This window comes from Alkalibacterium sp. f15, from assembly GCF_049389645.1.
Classification (GTDB): domain Bacteria; phylum Bacillota; class Bacilli; order Lactobacillales; family Carnobacteriaceae_A; genus Alkalibacterium.
Genome location: NZ_CP186540.1, coordinates 503,950 through 530,763 on the forward strand (window position 1 = coordinate 503,950; position 26,814 = coordinate 530,763).

Here is a 26,814-nt window from a genome sequence, read left to right on the forward strand (position 1 = left end):
CTACAGAAAAATGTGAAGCTGAATTTATTATTGATCTCAGCTTCACAACAACTTACTCTATCGTCTAACGAGACTTAGTTTTATTGTTTTATATGATAAAAGACTGGGAAGTTAGATCATCACATCTCACTTCCCAGTTCATTTTTATTTAATCATCTTTATCTATTACTCTTTTCAATAAACTTTCTAGCTTTTTTCATACCGCCTACTTCTTTAAACATTTCATTTAACTTTTCTGTTTCAATTTGCTTAGCATTTAACCCCTCGTACTTTGCCTCTTTTTTTAATTTTAAATAGCTGGCAAATCTTTCCTCAGTAAGTTCACCTTCACGAATCGCTTTTTTCACTGCACAGCCTGGTTCGCTGATATGTGAGCAGTCATTGAATTTACATCCAGCTGCTAATGTATCAATATCGGCAAAAGTTATTGATAAATCAGCACTTTCAAGACCTATCTCTCTCATTCCGGGAGTGTCAATAACTACTCCGCCGTTTGGGAGTATGATGATTTCTCGACGGGTAGTCGTATGCCTACCTTTATCGTCATTTCTAAGTTCATTTGTTTTAATGGTGTTTTTACCTGTCAGTTTGTTAATTAACGTCGATTTTCCAACACCCGACGAACCTAAAAAGGCGACGGTTTTTCCAACGCCAAAATACTTTTGGACAGATGAATGTCCATCATCATCCACACTAGATGTGACCAGCACATCTACTCCACAAGCAACAGTTTCTAAATCCAAGAGTTTTTGATTTACATCATCACATAAATCGGCTTTTGTTAGCACGATTACCGGAGTTGCTCCGCTATCCCAGGTAATGCCGAGATAACGCTCTATTCTACGCAGATTAAAATCCTTGTTTAACGACATACAAATAAACACAGTATCAATGTTTGCAGCTATGATTTGTTCGTCATGCGATGTTCCCGAAGCTTTTCTGATAAAGGCGCTTTTTCTCGTTAGCACTTTGTGAATGATTACTTTCCCACTGGTATCTTCATTTCGGTCAAGCATGACGAAATCGCCGACTGCCGGGTAATCAGACGAGACAACCACATCATAACGAAATTTTCCGGAAATTTGTGCCAACAGCTCACCATTCTCTGTTGCCACTTTATATATGTCTTTAGATTGAGAAATCACTCTGCCGACATAGAGATCTTTATATGAAGTGGCCTCTTTCTCGAATTTTGTATCAAGGCCTATGTTTTTCATGTCTATTTCATTCAATTATTTTCCTCCTAAGCTTACTTATAACAACTTATGAGAGGTTATTACAACAAATTATTTTGTCTCTACCTCCCTGTTAATTACATTCTCCAAAAATCTATTGTCTGACATGTAAAACACTCCTTTTCCTTCTAATATTTATTGTAAATTTTTATGATTAGTCCATTCAACTCGAATTATAGGTGTACTGAATTCTAAAGTCAAAGTTATTTAAATCCAGATGTATACCATATGGATTGATACATTTAAGTACTGATCACGATTTCAGCTATTTAACAGCATTAGAATGGTTCCACCTAGTGTATTTACAACCAAATGAGCCACAATGATAATCGTAGTATTTTGGAACTTTTGTGCCACAAACGATGCAGCTAGTGCCCCCGGCAGAAGGAATATTAAGTTCCACCACCAAAAAACATGAAATAACGTCCACAAGAGTCCGTGAATAATCCAAGTATATTGACCGTGAGCTAATTCTTGCCTTGGCAATATATAACCTCTCCACCAGAACTCTTCTCCAAAGATATTAAAGAACAAAAAGAATAATTGAAAGACAACTAATATGATTATAGGTGTCGTTTCGAATTCGGGCGGTATGCCATTTAACATTATTCGAGGATCCAACGTAGACGGCAGGTAGTCAGGAGGATTAAATCTGACAGTATCAAGCAGCCATTTCTGAGTAGGCCATAAAAGGAAATTTCCAAAGACCATGAATAAGGACAACCCAATCGTCCATAACCATTCCCTTTTCCTTAAAGGTGCCAGTCGGAATCTCTCCCTTATTGTCTTCCAATTCAATCTGTAGCCATCCATTTTTAGCGCTACAAACGATGCAATGAATAATAAACAAACAGGTCCCATTAAGGTTAAAGAATAATTTAATATCGGGTTCACTCCAGCTTCACCCAATAAGGGCATAACTATATAGATACTGAAGCAGAAAATGACAGTCGGTATACCAAAAAACAATGCGGACTCCCATAATGGCATTGGCTTAAGAGTTTGTTTCACATTCATGAGCTAATCACTCCTTGATATCTTCGTCCGTTACTGTGTTTCCATGTTTTTTATAGTCCATAAATGGAAATACAGCTTGCTATTACAGCAGAAAGTTACTTATAATTTCAATAAACTTGACTGATGCTGAACCGTATTGCTTTCTGCTTATATGTTCTCTTCAACGATCCTTCGAATAATTTCCGTTGTATCGACTCGATCTAATATAGTTTTAGCTTCTGTAGCCTTTTCTTTATAACGTTTATTTTTTTTGATTTCATTTATAGCTTCCTGCATTACCGTAGCGTTTATTTTTTTCTTGCTTACCTGTATGGCATTACCAAAATTTTTGTAAAGTAGAATATTCAGTTCCTGTTCTGGCTGCATTCCTATTCCTACGAAAGGAACGCCAGCGGATACCGTGGTTTGAACGGTTCCTTGTCCCCCATGTATTACGGCTATGTCAACTTTCCCTGTCACTTCTAGAGCGGGTAGCCAATCTGTCACATAGACATTTCCAGGAATGTGATCTCCTTCTTTGAGGTGAGACTTGATAGGGGCAATAACCACCACATCCAAGTTTTCAAATGCCCGGAGCACCTTCAATAAAACCGTCCTATTCGCCGAACTTCCCATGGCAAAGAATATTTTCGTTTTATTTGATTCCGCAAGCAGTTGCTCAACTTCAGGTGGTATTTCCTTATCAAGATGAGCAAACAGAGGACCTGAGAAATACCAATTATCTGGCAGCTTCTTTAACAAGCTCAGTTTCTGCGTTTCAGCCACAATATTAATATCGCCTTCCCAAAATTCAAAAATACTTTTCGGTTTATTTAATTCAAAATCTCTAGCCACTTTACGAAAATTTGTTAACAGCAGAGGAACATTCAATAGCACCCCTGCAGCCAGTTTATTCAACCACTTAGGATAAAAAGGACTGATTGGAAGACCAGCTTTTAAATAAGGGCGTGATAATGCTAAAGGAATCACGTTGAAAAGTTTTGTGTTGGTCAAACGACAAGATATAGAAAATGTTAAAACAGAGCCCAGAAACGCTGCTTTGGGTTGAAGTGTTGCGATAAGCTGAATCTCATTATTGATTCTGTGAACCAGTTCCGCATATGTCCATGGTTGCTTGAATGTTTCTCCACGATCGACTTTCCATAAGTGTTCGATTTTTTCTTCATCTTCGACGGGTTCAAGGTGGTGAAGTGTGAATCCCGCTTCTTCAACCAGCGACTCAAATTGCCCGCCGTATGAGAAAAAATGACACTCATACTTGTCTCTTAGAACCTTTGCAACTTCTATCATACGTGTTGTTTCAGCAATGTTCCATCCAACGATACCAAATAATATTTTTTCCATAGTTCTACTCCTCGCATTATCTCTTTATAGTCAATAATTGAAGTTAATATCGCTGGGATATCCCTTGATAAAGTTAAACACTCATAGTTTGTCTTGTTTATAGAATTCATTTTTGTTTATTCTCTTCCACTCAGACTGGATGCAATAAAATTGCTGTTCATTTTCTTTGATATAGCCCGTCCATTCATATGTTTTAGGCCAGTTTTTAAAAATCTTCCCAACACTATATAAAAATTTCAAAGACATCTTCGTAGGAATCGGCATCCATCCATCAGAAGGATGCAATTTAACCTGCGTGACGCTTCCCTTTTTCTCAACTTTATAATTACCGCCTATGCTTCCGGAAGACGGATGGGCCGTGATCGCAAACTGCCCTTCTATAACATCCTTATCCTCGAGCGCTATAATATTCGGAAAGGACGGATCAAATGTCAGATTAACAGGATAGACAGGATTTCTTCGTGTGATTGTTTTAATAGACGGTAGAGAATCGGTCCACTTCATTTCAATGTCACAGTCATTTGTTTTTATCTTTTTTCCCAAATGAATGATTTTCAGTAGTTTGATTTCTTCATTTTTCTCAGGATTGAATTTCACTATAAGTGGCTTGAGACTGTATCGAGAGTATAGCATCCGTCTTCCATCCATCGGCACTGGCAATTCATCAGGTTTATGTGATCTACCATTTATAGAAATGCGGATATCAGTCTGCTTTTTTCGAACAAAGTAAAAATCATAAAGTAAAATCAACGGAAGAGCTGACGGGTTTTCTGCTGCATCCCCCATTGGAGCGAGTAGACTAAAAGGCTTACGTTTTTTTGTGTTAAATTCTTTGATTTTTATTGAAATCTCTCTCTCAAAAATATCCTTGAATTGATAAAAAGCTTGAACCCCCTCATTATTCACTTCATAGTAGGCAGCAGTTAATTCTCTTTCTATCATATTGGCTAGTCCTTTGCCGGCAATATCGTACTTTTTTGGATCCAGTTTTAAAGTCGGCTGATGATAGACATCAACCTTACCATCTTTTCTCCATCCAAGTATTAGATGTCCCCTGCCGTTTTCTCCCTCTTCGAATACTTGGGGTTCGAATCCAAGATACGTATCATCGGGATCTTTTTCAAAATTGATCAACAGCAATTTTTCCATAGGATCGATATCTATTTGAAAAGGATTCAATAAATAGTTTTGTTTGTCTTCCATACACTCACTCCGTTCTCTGATCACTTAATACATAGATCATATTATGAAAATAACACCTATATGATTTTTTGATGCTTATCTTGAAATACGCTTATTTTTTGGTCTCCATTCTGTAGCTGTAGAATAAGGTCTTAATCCGATATTGTAATAAAACTGCTGTGAGGAACCCACCAAAACTCTTTTTGCTCCTAATTCTCCCGCTCGTCTTATACCTTCAAGCACCGCCGCTTTACCTAAACCCATACGCCGATACTCGGGATCTGTAGCGACGGGTTCTATTACTGCAAAATCCATTTTTTTCTCATACCAGATCCCGCAGTAAGAAACAAAATCCTCTTTGGGAGAAACTATTGCGATTTTCAAATTCAAATCAACATTAGGACGGATCATCTGTTTTTTTCCAGATACTTTATTTGCCTCTGAAAAACAGAAGTCACCTTCTCCATTTAGTTCATGATCGAATCCTTTCCATAACACGCGATAATAGCCCTGCAAGTCAAAGGTTTCTTCCATACTGGTTATTTCAAATCCTTTTGGAACAGTTATTTCTATCGGCGTTTTAGCAATGTAGAAAATTGAATCTTCCTCTTTATTCTCAGTCGCTATAAATCCCAAATCAGTGGCGGCATCTTGAAAATGAACATCAGAGTCCGGGATAACGATACCGATTTCATTGTCTTTAGCTAAACAGTCATTTGCATAGAGTATCATATCCTTTTTCAAAAAAGCATACTCCGGTAAGTTTAGACAATACGCAACGCCCAACTGTAAATCGAACGTAGCTATACCCACTATCTTGTCTGAATCTTGCCAAACACCTATCTTATTGATTGAATTCACATCCAAATAGTCATGTGTGATCATCCAATCCCATCTAGCATAAGTGAAGGATGTACTTCTTATTTCCACTAAAAAATCTCGTATTTTATAATAATCATCAGTAATGCCAGCTTCCCCTTTGTAATGTCTAAAGTGAACGGTCATGAATGCCTCCTTATGTTTATGAGTAAAAATTGATTCTTTAATTTCATATGTATAATGACTGTACTCTTGCACAAGTTGTTTATCATTTTTAAAAGATCAAGATAAATCCATATATTTTGAAATTATATTAAAAGAGATTTAAAATATAATAAAGAATGGCTTGGACAATCCAAATATAATTCTTTATTCTCCTAAATGTTGCATTTAGACTTAATCTTCAAGCTAACAGTTTTCATTTTCAGATAAGCGAAACGCTTACATATTTTATAACACAAACCACCAGTCCTAATAAACAATTACCCTATATCTGTTTCTATACTAAGAAATCATAATACCTGTTGAAGAGAGGATGATAATAATGGAGCAAAGAGATAAAAGTGCTCTCACCTATTTCATTTTTTTGGCTTATGGCATAACTTGGACGTGCTGGATCATAGCATTCATCCTAGACTTTGATGATCCTACTTTCTTGAATATGATCGATCGGGATTATATTCAAGCAGCTCCAGTTCTCCCAATAATCATCTTTCGTCTTGGTGTGTATGGGCCCCTCATTGCCTCTTTGGTCATTATCCAGCGATATTATAAAAAAGAGGAACGCATTCTCTTTTTCAAGAGAATTATTTTATGGCATATACACTTGAAATGGTACCTTATCGCTTTTATACTTCCTTTGATCATAGTTTTCATAGTCTGGATGATCGGTTTGTTATTAAACATTCCTTCTGACGCCTTCTTCAATTCACAAATTTCTATATCATTATTGCTACCTTTTTTTCTTTATCAAGTCTTCACCAGTGGACTTGAAGAACCGGGATGGCGTGGATTTGCCTTAGAGATATTGCAAAAATCGTATACCTTTGATGAAATGAACTGGCGTCTAGGAACACTATGGGCAATTTGGCATTTTCCTTATGTAATCTTTTTATATTATACTGACGGGTTCGTTTTCACCTTAGTTTCACTCATTGGTTTCACTTTATCGATCATTGGACAGACCTTTATTATTTCGTGGTTATACCTTAACACTAGAAGCATCTTTTTAATGATCCTGTTTCATGCCTGGTTAAATACCGGAACTACTCTTGTTCTTGGGGACATTACTATCGAGAATCCTATTATGGGTACAGTGCCTGCTTTAGTTACTTGGGGTATTGTTCTTCTTCTATCAAAATACTCACCTGTCCGCACGCTAAAACAGCAGTAAACAAGCATAACCTTTCACTAACAATAGTAAAACATTGTGTTGATATTTATAGTGACCCCTAAAGTTAGGCAGAATCATTCTAATCTTAGGAGTCGCTAAAATTAACTTATATTTAGCCATGTCTTACTTTAGCAATTTCTCCCACTGGTAGCCAGTCGTCCATATTTCCATAATCTTTCTTATCCAATTTAAAAGGTTTAACCGTCTCCACCTTATCTAACTCAATAAGGATGATGTATCTTTTACCGGCCCAACGTGCAAATTGTTTATCTGTTAACTGCAGTTTATCCTGATTTTCTTGGACCAGTTTGACGGATTCCGGCTTAGTTAACTTTTCAGAATTGAAAACATTGCTGACACGCCCTTTTGCCCGTATCTCACCTTCAGCATTATTATTAATGAAATATAATACATCTCCAACGCTCACTTTACCATAGGGAACTTTCCTACCGGCAGCACCTCTAACAATTGTCTTTTTTACTCCTTCAACTAATTTATCCAATTCTTTTGCTTTGGCATCAACGTAAACGACATGATCCATTACTTTTACCCCCTTATGTTCTCCATCACTGTATATCTCTATAGTGGATTTATATAAAAGCCCTATAGATATATCGCTATTTCCTCAAATCAAAATTCATTTATAATTGACGATCATAGAGCTCTTCTTTTACTAACCTTTTCGATATGCTTGCCGTGTTTACCCTCCTGATAAAGGTTGAACTGAGAAAAAAGATTAAGAGAAAAATCTTATTTTATCAATCCTTATACTCGTGTCCACCTTCCAACAGCATTGCCTTCTCAATAGATATCAAATTCAAAAAATTGTTTATTGTACCCCTAAATCAATAGTATTACTCCTTCACTTCTATTATTCTTGAAAATCAGAATTTGTCTAGAAATTTAACTTAGATAAACTGTATTGATATATAATCCAGTATTAAACAACATAATTCAGACTAGGTCTCAATGTTATACATTCACCTACTGTCTCTGATAATTGAAAAACAGTGCAACCATTCAGATAAGAAATCCCAGTAAAACAATTTATGATTCATCAAATTCTTTAAACATAATAAAGAGACCCACACCTTCTTAGCTTACAACCAAGGAAGTGTGGGTTTCTATAAGATTAAAGTTGACACAAACTTATATAGCCTATCAGATTATCTCTAGAATGATATAACATTCATAACAGCTAAAACATTAGTGATGATAATTAATATTGGGATAGATATTATCGTTCTAAACAAAAAGACTTTGACGACATCCCAAAAGTTTAAACCAATTTTAGTTTTAACTAAGATCATGCCGGTTTCAGACATAAATACTAACTGAGTAAAGGCTAAGACACCGATGAAGAAACGTGCAGCTTCACTAGTAGCTCCACTTATAAACAGAGCGGGTAAATACATGTCAGCAAATCCAGCAACGGATGCAGGTGCCATTTGCATTGCCACTTCTGTACTATATCCTATCAATTCATACATAGGTACCAATGGAGCACTGATGATATCAAAAAACGGCGTATATTCGGCAATAATTAATGAAATCGTTCCTATGGCCATAATAATCGGTAAAAATCCGACGTATATATGAACAATATTCTTGAAGGCATCAATAATCGTGGGTATGATTTTAGTCTCATTTGCCTGTTCGACAGCAGAATCAAAAGCATGTTCAAGAATCGTTTTATCTTCCGGAATTTCAACTGATTTTGGTGTTTTCCCTTCATAATAAGTCGGCTCGAATTTTTTGAGCGGTAAACGTGCCATAATAAAGGCAATGACCAACGTCACTAATAGAATAGAGCCATAAAAAATAGGGAAAATACTACTGAACCCTAACTCTTCAGCCACTGCAGCCGCAAAAGCAATACCTACAACCGAAAAACTGGTTGCTATGATGTAAGCTTCTCTTCTATTGTAGTAACCTCTTTGATACTGTCTGTCAGTTACCACTATACCAATTGTACCGTCCCCTACAAAGGAAGCAATCGCATCGATCATTGAATAACCCGGTACTCTAAACAGTTTCACCACAATAGGGCCCAATAAAATACCGACAAATTCAACGATACCAAAATGAGTGAGTAGTGGAAGTGCAAGTATCCCCACAAAGAAGGTTATGTAAAGCGTGGTCAACAGTCCATCTGCTCCTGCCATTAGTCCCCCTGTATTAGGATCCAGTATGGCACTTGCAAAATCATAACTTTCAAACCATTTATTTAAGACCATGAGATATAAGAATGAACCGACAATTCTTAATACTACATTGAAAGCAGAAGCTTTAAACATAGAGTTGATAAACTTACTTTGTGACGTATAGAATATGAATACAACAGTCGCAATCAACACGATCCATGCACTTGCGGCTGTGAAGGCAAGGAATTCATCTAGAATATTATTTTTTACAAAATCAATGATATGAGATAACATTATTTTACTCTCATCGTTGATCGTGAAGGGTACTAGAAAAAATACAAACCCAAAAATCGATAGAAATATGAACTTCAACTTATTTATCACGTATAAAAACCTCCATTGTTGTCGTTTATCAGAATAGCACATACACTAGTGTATTACAATTATTTCGTATTTTCATTTCATTCATATAATGAAATAATTATGTATAAAAATACTTTACCTGGATTAAATCAATCTTCCTTTTTATTGACATTTAGTTTCTGACATCATTACATTTTTTCGTATTTTATGCTGCCATAACAACTTTTATAATGTGAACTCTATTAAAAAACCACCTTAATTATTTTCGTTTTAACAAAAAATCTCCAATCAAGGCAGTATTTAAATTAGCTAAAATGAATATTTATTTTTTTATTTGTTCATCAATGAATGCTTGCCATTCTTCGTATACCTTAATCAAATTTTCATCTAGATAGGAGAACGCCTTTTCTTTTAGAGAATCCGGAACACCATAAAAAGATGCCGCTATCGATCCTGTGATTGCAGCTATGGTATCACTGTCTCCCCCAATTGAAATGGCTGTACGGATAGCATCTTCAAATGACATCGCTTCTATAAAAGCTTTAATTGCTTGAGGAACCGAACCTTGACACGATACATCAAATTCATATGAATCTCTTATGTTGTCCAGTTTAAAATCCAACGAATAATAGTCAGCGTTTATTCTGGAATAAATACTACTTTTAGAAAGACCTTTTCGAGCCATATAAATAGCAAGAGTTACCGCTTCTGCCCCTTTTAGTCCCTCTTTATGATTATGCGAAACCTTTGTTACCCTCTTAGCTCTTTCTAACGCATCCATTTCTGTCCTACCAGCTAACCCTGCAGGACTCACACGCATTGCTGCACCATTACCGTAACTGTTATAGGGTTTAGGATCTGTACTGAAGATCCATTCCATGAAGTTGCCTCCGTAACCACAATCAGGATACTTGCGACCGATTTCTTGCATGTAATGAACCGCTAAAGCCTCCAATAAATCATAGTCAATACTGTCAAAAGGATTCTGATTCAGAGATGTACCCCTAGTTTTTTCGGCTTCTAAAATCGCTTTCCCGACAGCAAGTGTCATGATACTATCATCAGTCAGTCGACAATCAGATGCAAAAAGTTCGAAATCTTTACTCTTATGATTCGAACCTTCAAAGCGGGAACCCACTATATCTCCGATTATTGCTCCTATCATTTGAATACCACCCTTCGTGTCACTCTTTACATTATAACCGGATATTTATCAAGAAATCTTCTGGTAAGCTTCTTAAACATTTAGTATCTCATTCCCCCGTCATTAATCTGTTATCAGATATACTTTCATTTATTAATTTAATTGAATATTTATTCTTATTAAGACAAAAAACGACTCAATCTTTTAACAAAGATTGAGTCATTTTTGAATTTATAGTCTAAGCTGAATGTTACTCTTGCGCTACCCAATGGTGAGGACTAATTTCAACAAATGTACTTTTATCCAAATCAAAGGATTCATCCTTCACTTGTTCAATCGATTGACGTGTTGCTTCATACACGGGATCAGGTACAGGAATAGCGGATAATAGTTTCCGAGTATATGGATGAACTGGATTATCAAACAATTCTTCCGCATCTGCGAGTTCAACTATCTGACCGTTATACATCACTGCAACCCGATCGGATATTTGTTTGACCATCGCCAGATCATGAGCAATGAATAAATAAGTCAAATTGAATTTTGTCTGGAGTTCTTCCAGTAATTCAACAATTTGAATTTGGATAGAAGCATCTAAAGCTGACAGGGGCTCATCGAGTACAATAAACTCTGGATCGACTGCCAAGGCACGAGCAATCCCTATTCTCTGACGCTGTCCTCCTGAAAACTCATGAGGATAACGCTGAGCATAGCTTTTATCAAGACCTACTAAGTCAAGCAGTTCCAGAATACGTTCAGTCCGTTCATTTTTGTTTTTCGCCAGTCCATGAATATCAATAGCTTCTCCGATAATGTCCATAATTTTCATTCGTGGATCTAAAGAAGCATAAGGGTCCTGAAATATCATCTGAACGTGTTTACGCATAGATTTCATTTCTCTTTGCGATAAATTATTCAAATCAAAGCCTTCATATATTGTTTCACCGCTGGTGGGTTCATGTAGACGCAAAAGAGATCTTCCAGTAGTGGATTTACCTGAGCCTGATTCGCCTACGAGTCCGAGTGTTTCGCCTTCATAAATCGAGAAGCTGATATCATCAACAGCTTTTAAGGTTTCTTTTTTACCAAGAGAAAAAGACTTGTTTAGATGCGAAACTTCCACCAGCCTTTTTCGTTGACCCGAATGTATTTCAGCCAGTTTCTTTTTATGCGCCTCAGATTTTTCCTTATGCAGGTTAGGTATAGCATCCAGCAGCATTTTAGTGTACTCTTCTTTAGGATTCTGAAAGACTGACTTCGTATCTCCTGATTCTATAACTTTGCCTTCTTTCATTACTATAACTCTGTCACACATATTAGCAACCACGGCAAAGTCATGTGTAATTATAATGATAGCTGTGCCAAATTCCTCCTGAATCTCCTTCAGCAAGTTAAGAATTTGAGCTTGAATGGTCACATCCAAAGCTGTGGTTGGTTCATCGGCAATTAACAGTGAAGGATTACAAGCCAGGGCTAATGCTATCATCATACGCTGCCGCATTCCCCCAGAAAATTCATGCGCATACTGACTGTATCGTTCCTCCACATTCGTAATGCCTACTTGATGCATCATTTCTTTTGCTTTATGTTCTGCCTTTTTCTTCGAAATTTTTTCATGATAGCGAAGTGTTTCCGCGATTTGAGCACCAATAGTCATGATAGGATTCAATGACGTCATTGGATCCTGAAAAATCATACCTATATCTTTTCCTCGTATGTCCCGCATCTCTCTCTCAGTCAATGTGAACAGTTCTTTTCCCATGAAGGCAATGGAACTTTCCTGATGTATATGTGCATTAGGAGCTAAAAGCTGCATGATCGAACGTGCCGTTACGCTTTTCCCGCTACCAGATTCTCCTACAATACCGACTGTTTCTCCTTTTTGTACTTCAAACGATACATTGGACGTCACTTGTTGTACTGTATCTCCTGTTGAAAATGATACCGATAAATTATTTACATTTAATAAAGATTCCATTGTCTGCTCCTTCACCTATAGGTAGGTCCCTGTATTTATGGGACATTTATCTTCTAGTTCTTTTTTAGAGAATGTAACATTATTTTTCTGTAAATGAAACCTTTTTCACGTTAAAGCACTCAAAGAGAAGATGAAATTTTGAATTTGGTGTCCAAATTCAAAAGAAAAATCATCAACTTCTTACAAATAATAAGTATTTTTGCTATTAAGGCTTGACGTATTAAAATACTTTTGATATATTTGTATTCAATTGTACACAATTAAAAAACGATAAAAAGAAAAGTACAGGTTTTATGAAAGCAAAGCGAGTCCCGATTAGTGAAAGGGGATCTGGAAAAAAACCTGGAAGTGCATCTTGGAGTTATATGATTGAACGATTTTTTTCTTTAGATCATATCGGGTTTGCCCGTTACAGCATGTCGGTATACCCGTTCGTATTTGGCGTCATACCGAATTGAGATTCATAAAGTTTCCCACGCATTATTTGGGGTCTCTTTATGTATATTAAGGTGGAACCGTAAAATTTCATATCTTGCCCTTAAGCAATTCTTCATAATAGAAGAATTTTTGCTTAAGGGTTTTCTTATTATAAATTGAGTTTTATATTTATTTTGATATGCTATTTTTTTTTAGATTACTAAAAGGAAGGAGGATTTGTTCATGAGACAAGAAGAAACAAGTAAGCCGGTTGACTATCGACAGTTAGTAAGTGAAGCCTATGAAAATGCATCCAAGGAACGTCACGTATCATGGGGATTGAAACTTCTGAGTTTTCCTTTTCAACTTATCGTCCTGATTCGATACTTATTTAACAAACGTAAAGATGATTCGAAACATCTCATTGAAAAAATCGAACAGGAATTTAAAGAAAGTGGCGAAGCAGCCGAATTAAAAAAAGAGCTGTTAACTCAGGAGCAAAAAAAGGTATCTTTTCTCAAGCAGTCGATGTCCCCGTCCCAGATAGAAAAAAGTGCAGAAAATCATTTTCAAGAGGCTTATCACCAGGAAATAAAAAAAAGAGCGAACAGCCAACACAAAAAATCTAATACCCTGCCACAGGATTTCCTACATGAAACAACCAGGTGGCTTCGTTTACCCTCGGGTTTTCTATTATCTATTGTTCTAGGCTTTCCGATGTATCTACTCTTGTGGATCGTCTCAGTACCTATGGTTCGCTATATATCCAATCGCCTCGTTGCCATGTTATTCGTGATTGTCGGAGTCATAGCGATTGTTTTCACTCTCCTTTATCTCTCACCATCCGATGCGGCACTTAATATCTTAGGAGAACAATCTACTCCTCAGCAGATTGAGAATTTTAATCAGGTACACGGTTTGAATGATCCGTATATTGTTCAACTCTGGCGTATAGTCAAAGGCGTATTTACCTTTGATTTGGGCATTTCATTTGCAGGAAATGAACGGGTCGTCGCCAGTATCATGAGACGATTCCCGGTCACTTTACAGCTGGCACTTTTTGCTCTTATCCTGTCAGTTTCTGTAGCTCTACCTTCAGGGATTTATGCAGCTGTAAAAGCCAATACAACGTTTGATCATTTATTTATGTTTATTGCTCTGATCGGTATTTCCATTCCAAGTTTCTGGCAAGGATTGATTTTCATTCTGACATTTTCTATAAACCTTGGATGGCTTCCGGCCACATACAGCGCTTCAAACCTGGCTTCACTTATCATGCCGGCCGTTGTTCTCGGTACGGCACTCATGGCATCCGTTGCAAGGATGACCCGTTCTTCTACACTGGAAGTCATCAATCAGGATTACATTCTGACAGCACGGGCTAAAGGACTTTCCAGTAAACGTGTCATTTTAAGACACGCAGTACCCAACGCCTTGATCCCTGTCATTACTATTATAGGCCTTCAGTTCGGTGCCATGCTTGGAGGAGCAGCTGTTACAGAACAGGTTTTTAATATCAGTGGATTAGGAAGTTACATTGTCAGCAAGCAATTTATTCCCGACATTCCCAGTGTCATGGCTGGCGTTATCTATATCGCCATCGCCCTTTCTATTGTGAATCTGATCGTCGACTTGATGTACAGTTTCCTGGATCCGCGTATTAGATCCCGAATTAAAAATGGGCAATGAAAGCAGGTGTAAATAATGAAATCTTATCAAACAAATCAGATTATTCAGCAATTCCAGTTCAATAATGGATTAACCTGGGCGTATTCAATACTATGGCTGATTTTAAGCATCGAGCTTCAGCCTCTTGGTATTTCACTTCCACTCCTGTTGATTGGTGTTGTCAATACCGGGTTCAGCATAATGCATCAGATATTACTTTACCGTGTGAAGCAAAAAAGTTTTAAGGCAAAAAATAAATCTGTAGTTGACCGTATTCTTGCAGCCCTATTGATTCTGGGTCTACTGGCTGGAAATATTTTCACTTTCATTTCAGGTGTCATGGCTTTTAAAAAAACCTTGAGTACCGGTCTTGTCTATTCTATCTATATGGTACTGGTGGATATTTTGATTATTGGAGTAACCAGTTTGAATCTCTTCAAGCCTTTCGTAACAAATTCTTTTCTCACAACACTTTCTATATTGATTATCACTTTAATCTTTCACAGTCTGACTCTTGCATTCGGACATAAGTTCTATAACTGGCATCCAGGTATTCAGAAATTTGGATTGGGTCTCCTTCTCTTATCAGGACTCACAGGTAATCTACTGGTCTTCCTGGTCGCTGCTTCCTTCTATTCAGACAATCAGCCTGAATCAAAAGGAAAACGTCAGACTAGTATCCGTGAAAATTTAATCAAAAATCACGCAGCACTGCTTGGACTGTTATTTATTTCATTTCTTGTAACATTGGCATTAACCAGCAACTTTTCTTTCAGTTATTCATTTGCTGTACAGAATGATTATTCAAACATTCTGCAGAGTCCAAGTATACAGTATCCGTTTGGGACAGATAATTTTGGACGCGATGTCTTTACCCGTATCGTTTACGGCACACAGATTTCTCTTTCGGTCGGTTTACTGGCTACAGCTATTCCACTGCTTATTGGTGGAGCATTTGGAGCCATTTCCGGTTTTTATGGTCGTCAGACCGACAATATCATCATGCGTCTTTTGGATATCCTTTATGCAATACCTGGACTGCTGCTGGCAATTACGATCGTCGCTGCCTTCGGGGCCTCGACAACCAATCTGATTATTGCACTGAGTCTGGGTTACATCCCATCCTATGCACGAACCATGCGTGCTAATGTGCTGCAGGTCACTAACCTTGAATACATCGAAGCAGCCCGTGCACTCGGACAGAACAATACACAAATCATTTTAAAACATGTCATTCCTAATTCGATGGCCCCTATGATAGTGCGTTCCACATTGACTATCGGGACAGCCGTAATCGCCACAAGCAGTTTAAGTTATCTTGGATTAGGTGTTGAAGCTCATATACCGGAATGGGGGAATATTCTCCGTATCGGCAGTCAATACCTTGAAACGTATCCTTACCTGGCGATTTATCCCGGCCTGGCAATTATTCTACTGGTTCTTTCTTTTAACTTTCTTGGAGATGGGATTCGTGATGCGACAGATCCGCGATTGAACTAGCACTTTCTTAACTTTGGTAATAAATTTTAAAAAAAAACATATTATAGGAGGATTTATAAAATGAAGAAACAACTACTACCTTTTCTGACAATCGCGGCGACCATAGCCTTGGCAGCTTGTGATGTTCAAACAGAAAACGAATCAAACATTGTTCCTGGAGATAACGAATCAGTTGAAACAACAGAAAAAATTTCTCTTGAGCTTTTGGGCTCTGCTGATGATGAAACGGATTTGAATATTGTCCGTGACCAGCTGAATCGAAACGGTTTTGATGTAACTTTGAATACTCAACCGGATTTCGCCAGTTACCGCTCATTAAGAGATGCCGGTAACTATGACATTTCTATCGCCAGCTGGACAACAGTAACCGGGAATCCGGATTATGCTGTCCGTTCCCTCTTCACCAGTAATGGTGATAACAGTATCATTTCAGATGAGGACGTCGATGCGCTGATTAATGAAGCTGCCCTGCAGACACCCGATGAGTATACCGAAACTTATGCTGAACTGGAACACGAACTTGTTGACGAAAATGCTTATATTGTTCCACTTTATAATTCACTGAAAGCACAGGCCTTTAATCATGATTTGCTAAACCCAGATACTATCCGCCTTTCCAAATCACGTGCCTTTGCCTGGGAACCAGTTTCATACGATGATGAGTCGATGAACGAGTCTGAATCATTGATGCTGACTCAAACTATAAGCGATTTGACTTCGCTTGATCCTATCAAGGGGAATGATGGCTCCATCAATCAATTGAATACCAATATGTATGTCCGTCTTGTTAATTTGACAGATGACGATGACGTTGTATCGGAAGGGTCATTAAGTTATGTTCACGCCATTGCTGAAGGCAATGCTGATTACTATTTTGTTTTACGTGATGACATCAATTTTGCGGCTATTGAAGATGGTGAAGCTGTAGATACGGGCTCTTTAGTCAGCGGGCAGGATGTAATCTATTCGCTAGACCGTGCAAAAAACCCAGATTCTGTTCCTGATCACCGTACCTACAGTCTGCATGAGCACATTGACACAGTTAGCCTGCTTACAGACATGTCTGAATTGGAAAACACGCAGTTAACTGATGGCAGCGGATCTGTTCTAGAGGCACTGGAAGCTGAACTGGAAACCGCTATCTCTTCTGTAGTTGAATCTGAAGACGAAGTAAATAATGCATCTGGAAATTATCAGGTCATCAAGCTGACGACCACTGAACCTTTCCCGCAAGTGTTGAACTACTTGGCTCACCAGTCTGCCGGTATTGTTTCACAAGAACAAGTGGAAAGCATCAATACGTATGATAATGATAATTTTGACATCACCACGGATATATCGTACGGTGACCAGCGTGCTGTTACCGAGGGTGAAACTTATGATAATCATCTGTATGCCAGTGGTCCTTATATCATGATCGAAAAGAATGACTATGCAGCTACTTTCCAGAAAAATCCAGCTTTCATGACTGACACGGAAAATGAACCCAACATCTCCAATATAACTGTTCGTTTTATAGGGGATGAAGACAGCGCATTGTCAGCCCTTCGTTCAGAAGAAATCGATTTGATGTATGGTTTAGGCGAAACAAAATATGACATTGTTGAAGGTGAAGAAAACCTGACTCTCCAAAGCAGACAAAGTAATGGAGTGAAATACCTGATGATTAATGTTGACAGTGACAGTGACCGTGAAGTGGCTCAAAGTGCCGACTTGCGCAAGGCTATTTTATACTCTATCAATCAGGATGAAATCAGTTCTGCCTACGACGGACTGAAATTGAAAGCTTATACAACTGTTACACCTTTAGTAGATACCGGTAATGAACTGATAGCTGATCCAGCTAAAGTGGAAGAATTCTATCAGAACTACCAAGATTCTGGTGAATAATAAAGAGGTTACAGCAAAAGGGATTATCTCAAAAATGAGGTAATCCCTTTTTTATATTGTTTCTCTTTTTATTTTTTTCGAGTTCTTCTATACTACTTTTCTTCATGTGTAGAAAAGCTTGGGTAACACTATTGATTTGTTCTCTGCTTCCCCTTTTTAAGAGGCCATCCATGCTCTCAGGAACGATCTACCATGAGACACCGAAAGGATCTTTCACCTAGCCACATTGTTCAGCTTCTGGAACAGTAGATAATTTTTCCCAATAGTAAGGGATATTTACCTAGTCAAGTATCTATCTTAAAGCAAAAAAAGGAGCAAGAACATAAGTTTTCACTCATGTTCTTGCTCCTAAAATTTTAGTTTAAAGTTATTAAGCTTTAGTTACGTTTGCTGCTTGAAGTCCGCGGTTTCCTTCTTCTGTATCAAAGTTAACTGCTTGTCCTTCGTCTAAAGATTTGAATCCGTCTTCTTGGATTGCTGAGAAATGTACGAATACATCTTCTGCTCCGTCACGTTCGATAAAGCCAAAACCTTTTTCTGCGTTAAACCATTTTACTGTTCCTGTTTCCATATTAAAAATTCCTCCTCGTGCCATTCAGCACAAATTATTTTTACATTATTGCTTAAAGGCCAATTCGGAATGCATTACACAGTTCGTTGTTTGTCTCTTACAATATGTTAAACCTAGTATAACATACTCAGAGGATAATGCAAACTTATTTTGCTATTGTACATAATTAAGACTCATATTTCTTTTTTCTGAACTCTTACTTACTCTAAAATCCCTATAACGGCAACGATACCTCGCTTTTTTTCTACAAAAAAATTATCTGGACATCTACCATCTATTTAAGAATCATTATTATTAAGATCACTTTTCCTAATTTCGTTCATAACTCTTTGCTATAGAATTAACCATTTTTACTGTAATCTGTAATATCATATCTTAACTGATTCTATTTTTAGTGAATGCAAAAAGGGCGACTCATTTTGAGCCGCCCTTTTTTTAATGGAATATTTTTCTGCTACTTTAAAAAGTTTATCTTTCTTCAAAGTCATCGGGTTTGCTTAAATCATCAAATTTAATGCTATCCAGGTAATCCATATCTTTACTTGAAAGTTCAAAATCAAAAATATCTGCATTTTCCATAATGCGTTTTTCGTGAACAGATTTAGTCAAAGTGACGAATCCATGCTGGAGACTCCATCTCAACAATACTTGAGCAATGGACTTACCATTTTCAGCACACATAGCCTGTACTTTAGTATTTCCCTCCAGATTTTCCATTGGAGAAAGTGGTGACCAAGCTTCCACAATCATATTATGCTTGCGACTCAACTCAACAGTATCTTCCTGAGTTATACCGGGATGCAGACGGATCTGATTAACCATCGGCATAATTCTGCAGTTTCCCACAATATTATTTAGATGAGGTACGGCAAAATTACTGAGTCCGATGGCTTTTAACTTACCTTCATCATATAAATCTTCAAGCGCACGCCATGTATCGATATTGTCCTGTTTCCAGTCTCCACCGTTATCTTTGACAACAGGCCAGTGAATCAGGAACAAATCCAGATAGTCCAGATCCAATCTTTCCAGTGATTCTTCAATGGTCTTGCGGGCTGCATCATACCCGTGATTGGTGTTATTCAGTTTGCTAGTAACAAACAGTTCTTCACGCGGCACGCCACATTCTTTGATACCTTTCCCGACATACTCCTCATTGCCATACATTTGTGCTGTATCTATGTGGCGATAGCCAGCTTTGACGGCAGCGATTATGCCTTCCACAACTTCATTGGGATCAGTTACTTGCCATGTTCCGTATCCAAGTACTGGAATCTCAACCCCATTTGATAAAGTATACGTATCATTAAGACTTTCCATATTTATTTCCTCCTAATTGTATATTGTTGCAAAAATCTTTTACTTATTTATTGTAACAAAAATCAGAATCAAACTTAATAGTTCCGACTTATAACCTACTTTTTTAAAATAATTGCGTATAAAAACAGGAAGCTAAATATATCGATGTCCATTCTCTTTTAACTTGATAAGCAGGTTGATATCTCTTAAATTTATCCGTTAGTTCATTGTTTTAATTATTACCTTTGAAGCTATTTCACACAAAAGAAAAAACCAGAGCTATAGCTACTCTGGTTTCAATTAATCTAATTGTATAGTGATATATTCAAGAAATTATTTCGCAGTACTTTCTTCAGCTTTTATTTTGGCCAGTACAACTTTAATTTGATCATACGTTATGGAGTCATCCATTGCTTCTTTGATAGGTTTGAGAAAGTCTCTCCCAACTTTTAGAATGGCTTCTCTTATTTCTTTATCTGTTTCAGGTGAAACGAATCGGTCAAGATCTATTTCTTTTCCTTTTTCGATCCATTTGCATATATGATTCACTATGGTCATCGTTGACAAGTTTCTCATTTCAGCAATTTCGTCAATCGTCTGTCCTTCTTCAAAACTAGTGACTGTTTCCTCTATTGTATTTTTAGATTGACCTATTTTTGACGTCTTCTGTGGCTGACTGATTTTTTCTGTTTTCACATTGTTTTGTTTCAAGGTCTCAGCATCTAGCTTATGACTAGAAACGTAGTCCTTAATGATAGTAAGGAATACCTCACCATATTCCTGTAATTTCACATCGCCTACACCGTTTATATTTAAAAAGTCGTTTTCTGTCAGAGGATACTTCGCTGCCATATCGATCAAACTGCGGTCAGTAAAAACAATGAATGGTGGTTTACCTGCCTCTTGGGCAAGTTTTGTCCGTAATTTTCTCAGTTCTTCATATAAATCTTCATCATAATGTTCAATATTCTCGACCATCTTGTTCTTCGGAGCCGGCTCTTGTTTCAGTTGTTTCCGTATGGATAAACTCACTTTGGCCTGCAGCAGATCGTTGGTCTTTTCCGTAAACTGCACGATGGGATAGCTGTCGCCATTTAAACGTAGGTAGCCTTCACTCAACATAATGGAAATCATATCTTTGATGTCCCCGTCTGTATAGTCAGACATTAAACCATGCGTGCTCAATTCGTTGAATCCCAACTGCTGGATACGTTTATTGTTTTTCCCACGGAGGACGTCCGTTATGAGTCCGGTTCCGTATGCTTGCTTCATACGGTAGATGCACGATAAAATCTTCTGGCTTTCAACGGTGATATCCGTGGTGACAGACTCTCCGTCGCAGTTTGAGCAATAGTCACATTCCTGCCAATCCACTTCCTGATCGAAGTATTTCAGTATACTCTTACGCAGGCAGTTACCGGTTTTACAATATGTGATCATCGAGTTCAGATTCGCTCGTGCATGAGGGGAATTCCCTTGTTCGATCAGCATCGTATTGGTAATAATGTCTTGGGCTGAATAAAATAGAATGGCTTCCGATGGGGCTCCGTCTCTCCCGGCACGACCGGCTTCCTGGTAATAACTTTCCATGTCGAGCGGCATATTATAATGAATAACACGCCTAACGTTTGATTTATCGATGCCCATTCCAAAAGCATTCGTCGCTACCATAATGGGTTTTCGGTCATATAGAAAATCTTCCTGATGGTTCGTTCTTTCTTCCGCACTGATCCCTGCATGGTAATACGTTACCGGATACCCTTTTTTGTCAAGTGTGCTGTAAACTTTATCCACGCTTTTACGTGTATTACAATAAATGATGCTCGATTCTTTCTTATCCATTATCCGTAATAGCTCATTTGCCTTCTTTTTCGGCTTAACGACAGAGAAATAGAGATTCGGTCGGTCAAAACTGGCGACGTGCTTGAACGGTTTTTCCAATCTCAATTGCTTGATCATATCTTCCTGAACGATTTTCGTGGCCGTTGCTGTAAAAGCCGCAAATGGCGGACGCGAGGATAATACGCCCATCAACTCTGGAATCCGTTGATAACTCGTTCTGAAATCATGTCCCCACTGAGAAACACAGTGGGCCTCGTCCACGGCGATAAGATTGAGCTTCCACCTGCGGGCATGAGACATAAACTGCTGGTTTCCCAGACGTTCAGGAGAAACATAAAGTAGATCTAACTCTCCCTTTGATGCCTGCTCCATAATCGACTGCTGTTCAAAATAAGTCAGTTGACTGTTTATATAAGCGGCTCTGACGCCTATCGTCTGCAAGCTGTCAACTTGATCTTTCATCAATGAAATCAAAGGCGAAATGACTAAAGTCAAACCGTCCATGAAAATAGCTGGAATCTGGTAACATATCGATTTCCCGCCACCTGTAGGCATGACACCCAGCACATCTTCTCCTCTGAGAATGGCTTCAATGAGTTCCTGCTGTCCAGGTCGGAATGCGTCATAACCATAATAGTGTTTCAGTGTCTCAAAAATACTTTTCATAAATCCTCCATTTATCGTTTGCTTCAATAATTGCTGCACAATTAAAATTTATCCGCCAGGTTCTCTAAAGCGTTTCCTTGCATTCTGAACGTGGTCCAGTCATCCATCGGTATTGCTCCCATTTTCTTGTAAAATTGGATAGATGGCTTGTTCCAGTCCAGACAAACCCATTCTAGTCTTCCGTAATTTCTCTCGCAAGTAAGATTGGCCAAAAATGTGAATAATTTACGTCCGATGCCTTTTCCTCGTACCTCGGGCTTCACATAAACATCTTCCAAATAAAGACCTGGCTTCCCAAGAAAAGTAGAAAAATTAGGAAAAAACAGGGCAAAGGCTACAGGTTCATTTCGATATTCACCGATGATGACTTCAGCCATTTTTTTCTCGAACAAGTTCTCGTTTAGACTTTTTTCGGTGGCAACGACTTCATCCAACATTTTTTCATAAACAGCCAGCTCCTTGATCAAATCCAATATCAGAGAAAGATCTTTTTGTTCTGCAAAACGTATAGTAATCTTTTCCTCATTATTGTCTTTTTGCATTTCAACCTAAACTCCCTCTATGTATTTCTAGTTACCTGCGACACTTATGATTTATTCATTATATCTGTATCGAAAAATTTCCGTTTCAACACCCTGATAATAATCTATTCCATTATACTCTAAAATAAAACCGCACTTTTCCAATACTTTTTGTGAAGCCGTATTTTCTGCATGACATATCCCATAGATCATTGATATATCAAGCTGTTTTATGATTACAGGTAAAAAAGCAGTGACAGCTTCTGTCGCATAGCCTTTGCCAGTATGCTCTCTGGCTATATGGTACCCAAGCTCCCAATCGTTTCCTGTTTGAACTGCCTGAACATAACCAATGTTTTTTCCGTCTTTGAGGATCACCGGATAGACAAAAGGCCCTGTATCGTTCTGGTAACAAGCAATGAGCTTTTCCACAGTTTCTTTTGCTTCATCAATCGTTGCAAACACCTCGTCCGGAACAAAACGTCTAGTATCCTCATCTAAAGAATTGAGATACACGCTTTCTGTCATGCTCTTATCAAATTCAGTTATAATCAATCTGTCAGTTTTTATAAACATTTTACGATCGATGTCCTCCTAATATATCTAATAGTCATTTCAGCTTTTTAGTAGTTTGTCGAAAATTTCATATCACTCACGTTTATTATTCGCTTATTTAAGCTATCTTTTAACTCGCTTATGTTCTTGTAAATGAAAGAAGCCCCAAGACAACAGCATAAACATGCTAATCTTAGGCCGATGTATTTATTTGTAATCAAGTATTGGATCTCCACCTCATAGATGTCTACCATTCTTATATATTCTAACACTAATTATGCTGAAATTGAGATTTAATTGTGGCTACTGATGAAATATGATGACCTAAAGAAATGTTATCTTATGCGTCCTTTCGATATTTAAATTTTTTTTCTATCCTTTCAATGAAAACAAAGCCATATAAACCTAATATCGCATTGAACACAGCCACACTATAGACGCTGAAACGCTCAGCTATTCCGAAATATGCCATGGGTACTATGCTTGTACCGATGGGACCGATAATCATGAATACTAATGTGACAGTTGCCCAAATAGCCAATGACTGATATTTTTTATGATTTTTGAATCCCCCGATGATAATCAGAATAATTGAAACAATCGATAAAACGACAACTACAGCTGTAACGACGTATACATGCATAACATCTTGAAAGGTTCCGGCATACCCACTATCCGTCAATGGAAAAAGAGTGTAGCCTATCGCCGATGCCCAATTCATTATGGCAAACAGATATATCCCAACTCTCAATACTTTATTTCCCTTACCCTGAATGATTATACAAACCAACACACAACTCAAACAGGCAAATAGATGGTGAATGGAGACTAGTCCATTTGCGACCACAAATGAAGGGGCGTTCGTTGCAGTTAAATCACTTACTGCCTGGCTTCTCCAGTCGTATCCAGGATAATTCATCGCCCCAACTACAGTATGCAAGATATAAAAAACGAGACTTACGATGCCTGAAAGGCACAACCAGTTAGTCAGTGTTTTCCCTCTCATTTCATCTCCCCCTAATATCGGCAGCATTCCTCTTTTATTCAGCATGTATTGATAACGTCCGTTAATTTTTTTTTAAAATGATTACATAATCCAGTCTCAACATTATTCTTTTTTAATTTTCTTTTTTTTGGGTTTCGGCAACGGTAATTCATTTGCGGTAATCTTGATTAATTGGCTGATCCATTCTTGATCATCAATTTTATCCTCTATTAGAAAACTCATTTTTGCTCCTGGGTATGGAGGGGCTTCCTTCACATCGTCTATAAAGGTTTTCCCTGCTTCGGTTTGTTTTACAAACAGCTGATCATCACATATCAGTGCAACAACTTTTTTATCACAATAAATGGCATACTCCCCAAACATTTTCCTGTATGTTACCATGCCTGCATTACCTATTTGTTCCACCACATAATCCACAAAATCCTGGCTTGATGACATCTCTTCTCCCTTCTTTCATAAGCGTCACTTAATTTTCGTCAAATTGATTTTTCGCGTTTCAAATAACAAGAGATGAGTCTTCGGTAATTTTATTCATCGTCTTGTTCAAGACTAAATAGTGATTTAGAAATTTGACTTGTTTTTTCATCTGCACATAAGTTGAGACTGATTCCCCACAATTTCTCTTGCGACTGCTTATTCAATATTTGCATATCTTCTTTAATTTCTACAAATTCATTATCTTTCAAAGTAATAAACTTTCCAGACTTTTTAAGGCTTTCTTCTTGATTTTCGGTAAACATAGGAGCCATCATTTCTCCGCATTCTTCTATCGTAATAAATCTTCCGAATAACTTCATCAAAGTTGCCATCATTCTCATATATGCAGGGATAATATTTATTTGGTTGCTCCACACAGTTTTAGGGATTTGAAAGCCGATAAAAGCTATTTTTGAATTATGTTTATTTTTGTATAAATCATGCAATTTCACAAGAAACATTCTTTTTGCAACCATGGCCTGATGAATACCATCTTCATATCCCCACTTATTTATCATTTGCATATCATCCCAAAAAATTTCACCTCCTTCTGTGACATTAAAAATAACTCTTCCTCCACTCTGGGACTTCTCCAATAAGCTTAACAAGTTCAAGGTCAGCATAAAATGAGATAAATAATTGACTTGAAAATGCGAATCCATACCATCTTCTGTTTCAATTCTCTCGGCAGCATATCCTAAACCAGCATTTATAAATAGTCCATCTAAAAAAGTATGCTTACTTTGAATCTCATTTATCGCATTTTCAACATCCCTTAGTTTTGTAAGGTCACATATAATTAGTGAAACTTTTTCATTGAGAGTAGTATTCTTAAAGTCCGCTTTTACTTTATCGCCAAGTTCTTTTGATCTACAAAGGATAATTACCTCGTGTGATTGGTTATCAATAGATGCTAATGCTTTAGCAACGCCTTTTCCCATTCCATTCGTACCACCAGTTATTAAAATCTTCATAGTTTTCCCCTTCTTCACGAAACATATGATGCCGCTTTCACTAGCCGTTTGATATCTCTAAGTCCAATTTTCCCTTTAAAATATTTGTTATCTTTATTCATCTTATCAAGTTTGCTACATAATTCATCTGCGTCAGCCATTGAAATCATTCTCACATTCGTATATCCAGCAGCAACTAACATTCTGGCAAAATTGGGACTGACCCACTGGATTCTTGTCAGATCAAGCAAATTATGGATAGATTCAATAAATTCCGGTTCAAATCCATAGTCATTGATAATTTCAGTCTTTTCCTCAGATGAACTCAATGCCTCAAATAATAAAACGGAATTCTTATAACCAAGGGTTTCTAATTTCGCTACATCTTTTTGAGGAAACCAATCAAAAGAGCTTAATTGACATGCCTTCGGGAAATAACTTTCTATTTCTCGTCTAAGTAAAACCAAGTAATCATAATTTATTCCGGTCTCCTTTGATAGCATTGGTATGTCTTTTTTGTTTTTCAAACCTTTTCTCAAATCATTAAGGGCAAAAAAACCATACTCTTTTAATTTCAAAAACTGTTCATCAATCTTTTCCAATAGAAAAATTCGGCTGGGGACCAAGTCTGTTTCTTCGATCCTCTTTTGTAAATTATCAAGGCTTACTTTTTCTTCATCAATATAATAAGACATACCCGTTCCTCCTTATATATTATATTGCTTGACGTTCAGAGGTTCAGCAACTTCGATCTTTCCTGAAAAAATCCCCCTCCGGTATTGACTATACCTCTGCTAGATGAAGTCGATCAATTTTAAACTTACTATTAA

Annotated in this window: 22 protein-coding genes and 1 other annotated feature; of the genes, 4 read left to right on the forward strand and 18 right to left on the reverse strand. The window is 37.4% G+C overall.

The features are described from left to right. Nucleotides 1-158: 158 nt before the first annotated feature. From rsgA to ACO1PF_RS02650, 5 genes are all read right to left on the reverse strand, one after another. Nucleotides 159-1,232 carry a ribosome small subunit-dependent GTPase A gene (rsgA, locus tag ACO1PF_RS02630; protein ID WP_423189805.1) on the reverse strand — a complete coding sequence of 358 codons (1,074 nt, stop codon included), beginning with the start codon at nucleotides 1,230-1,232 and terminating at the stop codon, nucleotides 159-161. 264 nt (nucleotides 1,233-1,496) lie between these two features. Further along, nucleotides 1,497-2,252, reverse strand: coding sequence for a CPBP family glutamic-type intramembrane protease (locus tag ACO1PF_RS02635; RefSeq protein ID WP_423189806.1), 756 nt, complete (start codon nucleotides 2,250-2,252; stop codon nucleotides 1,497-1,499). A 147-nt stretch (nucleotides 2,253-2,399) separates the two neighbouring features. Next, on the reverse strand, nucleotides 2,400-3,596 hold the full coding sequence (locus tag ACO1PF_RS02640) for a glycosyltransferase (RefSeq protein ID WP_423189807.1): 1,197 nt from the start codon (nucleotides 3,594-3,596) through the stop codon (nucleotides 2,400-2,402). Nucleotides 3,597-3,677: 81 nt separating this feature from the next. Continuing rightward, nucleotides 3,678-4,799, reverse strand: coding sequence for a hypothetical protein (locus ACO1PF_RS02645; protein ID WP_423189808.1), 1,122 nt, complete (start codon nucleotides 4,797-4,799; stop codon nucleotides 3,678-3,680). 75 nt (nucleotides 4,800-4,874) lie between these two features. Further along, nucleotides 4,875-5,783, reverse strand: coding sequence for a GNAT family N-acetyltransferase (locus tag ACO1PF_RS02650; RefSeq protein WP_423189809.1), 909 nt, complete (start codon nucleotides 5,781-5,783; stop codon nucleotides 4,875-4,877). 358 nt (nucleotides 5,784-6,141) lie between these two features. Between ACO1PF_RS02650 and ACO1PF_RS02655 the strand changes: the two genes are divergently transcribed. Continuing rightward, nucleotides 6,142-6,990, forward strand: coding sequence for a CPBP family glutamic-type intramembrane protease (locus tag ACO1PF_RS02655; protein ID WP_423189810.1), 849 nt, complete (start codon nucleotides 6,142-6,144; stop codon nucleotides 6,988-6,990). 112 nt (nucleotides 6,991-7,102) lie between these two features. On the opposite strand, the gene ACO1PF_RS02660 is transcribed toward ACO1PF_RS02655, so the two are convergent. The 4 genes from ACO1PF_RS02660 to ACO1PF_RS02675 form a co-directional block, all read right to left on the reverse strand. Further along, complete coding sequence (locus ACO1PF_RS02660; RefSeq protein ID WP_423189811.1) at nucleotides 7,103-7,531, reverse strand: hypothetical protein; 429 nt, start codon at nucleotides 7,529-7,531, stop codon at nucleotides 7,103-7,105. A gap of 631 nt (nucleotides 7,532-8,162) precedes the next feature. Beyond that, entirely contained in the window at nucleotides 8,163-9,518 is a 1,356-nt protein-coding gene (locus ACO1PF_RS02665) for a YjiH family protein (protein WP_423189812.1), read from the reverse strand. A gap of 301 nt (nucleotides 9,519-9,819) precedes the next feature. Further along, nucleotides 9,820-10,662 (reverse strand): ADP-ribosylglycohydrolase family protein, encoded by an 843-nt coding sequence (locus ACO1PF_RS02670; protein ID WP_423189813.1) that lies wholly within the window; start codon nucleotides 10,660-10,662, stop codon nucleotides 9,820-9,822. 229 nt (nucleotides 10,663-10,891) lie between these two features. After that, complete coding sequence (locus ACO1PF_RS02675; RefSeq protein WP_423189814.1) at nucleotides 10,892-12,619, reverse strand: ABC transporter ATP-binding protein; 1,728 nt, start codon at nucleotides 12,617-12,619, stop codon at nucleotides 10,892-10,894. Between the two features lie 261 nt (nucleotides 12,620-12,880). Beyond that, nucleotides 12,881-13,162, forward strand: a binding site (T-box leader). Nucleotides 13,163-13,279: 117 nt separating this feature from the next. Here ACO1PF_RS02675 and ACO1PF_RS02680 point away from each other — a divergent pair. From ACO1PF_RS02680 to ACO1PF_RS02690, 3 genes are read left to right on the forward strand one after another with little or no spacing between them, the layout of a single operon-like run. Beyond that, nucleotides 13,280-14,725, forward strand: coding sequence for an ABC transporter permease subunit (locus ACO1PF_RS02680; RefSeq protein WP_423189815.1), 1,446 nt, complete (start codon nucleotides 13,280-13,282; stop codon nucleotides 14,723-14,725). Nucleotides 14,726-14,740: 15 nt separating this feature from the next. Continuing rightward, entirely contained in the window at nucleotides 14,741-16,204 is a 1,464-nt protein-coding gene (locus ACO1PF_RS02685) for an ABC transporter permease (RefSeq protein ID WP_423189816.1), read from the forward strand. A gap of 60 nt (nucleotides 16,205-16,264) precedes the next feature. Further along, nucleotides 16,265-18,094: an ABC transporter substrate-binding protein gene (locus ACO1PF_RS02690; RefSeq protein WP_423189817.1), complete on the forward strand. Its 1,830-nt coding sequence runs from the start codon at nucleotides 16,265-16,267 to the stop codon at nucleotides 18,092-18,094. Between the two features lie 370 nt (nucleotides 18,095-18,464). Here ACO1PF_RS02690 and ACO1PF_RS02695 read toward each other — a convergent pair whose 3' ends face one another. From ACO1PF_RS02695 to ACO1PF_RS02735, 9 genes are all read right to left on the reverse strand, one after another. Then, nucleotides 18,465-18,665, reverse strand: coding sequence for a cold-shock protein (locus ACO1PF_RS02695; RefSeq protein ID WP_071848620.1), 201 nt, complete (start codon nucleotides 18,663-18,665; stop codon nucleotides 18,465-18,467). A gap of 468 nt (nucleotides 18,666-19,133) precedes the next feature. Beyond that, the gene (locus tag ACO1PF_RS02700; RefSeq protein ID WP_423189818.1) at nucleotides 19,134-19,985 is read right to left on the reverse strand and encodes an aldo/keto reductase; all 852 of its coding nucleotides are present in this window, start codon (nucleotides 19,983-19,985) and stop codon (nucleotides 19,134-19,136) included. Between the two features lie 312 nt (nucleotides 19,986-20,297). Continuing rightward, the gene (gene recQ, locus ACO1PF_RS02705) at nucleotides 20,298-22,472 is read right to left on the reverse strand and encodes a DNA helicase RecQ (RefSeq protein WP_423189819.1); all 2,175 of its coding nucleotides are present in this window, start codon (nucleotides 22,470-22,472) and stop codon (nucleotides 20,298-20,300) included. Between the two features lie 41 nt (nucleotides 22,473-22,513). After that, nucleotides 22,514-23,014, reverse strand: a complete 501-nt coding sequence (locus ACO1PF_RS02710; RefSeq protein ID WP_423189820.1) for a GNAT family N-acetyltransferase — start codon at nucleotides 23,012-23,014, stop codon at nucleotides 22,514-22,516. Between the two features lie 51 nt (nucleotides 23,015-23,065). Further along, on the reverse strand, nucleotides 23,066-23,569 hold the full coding sequence (locus ACO1PF_RS02715; protein WP_423189821.1) for a GNAT family N-acetyltransferase: 504 nt from the start codon (nucleotides 23,567-23,569) through the stop codon (nucleotides 23,066-23,068). Between the two features lie 319 nt (nucleotides 23,570-23,888). Further along, a complete protein-coding gene (locus tag ACO1PF_RS02720; RefSeq protein ID WP_423189822.1) occupies nucleotides 23,889-24,599 on the reverse strand; it encodes a DUF998 domain-containing protein in 711 nt (236 codons plus the stop codon). Nucleotides 24,600-24,656: 57 nt separating this feature from the next. Continuing rightward, complete coding sequence (locus tag ACO1PF_RS02725; RefSeq protein WP_423189823.1) at nucleotides 24,657-24,992, reverse strand: TfoX/Sxy family protein; 336 nt, start codon at nucleotides 24,990-24,992, stop codon at nucleotides 24,657-24,659. Nucleotides 24,993-25,081: 89 nt separating this feature from the next. Continuing rightward, nucleotides 25,082-26,005, reverse strand: coding sequence for an SDR family NAD(P)-dependent oxidoreductase (locus tag ACO1PF_RS02730; RefSeq protein ID WP_423189824.1), 924 nt, complete (start codon nucleotides 26,003-26,005; stop codon nucleotides 25,082-25,084). 14 nt (nucleotides 26,006-26,019) lie between these two features. Further along, entirely contained in the window at nucleotides 26,020-26,679 is a 660-nt protein-coding gene (locus ACO1PF_RS02735; RefSeq protein ID WP_423189825.1) for a DUF4332 domain-containing protein, read from the reverse strand. Between the last annotated feature and the right edge of the window lie 135 nt (nucleotides 26,680-26,814).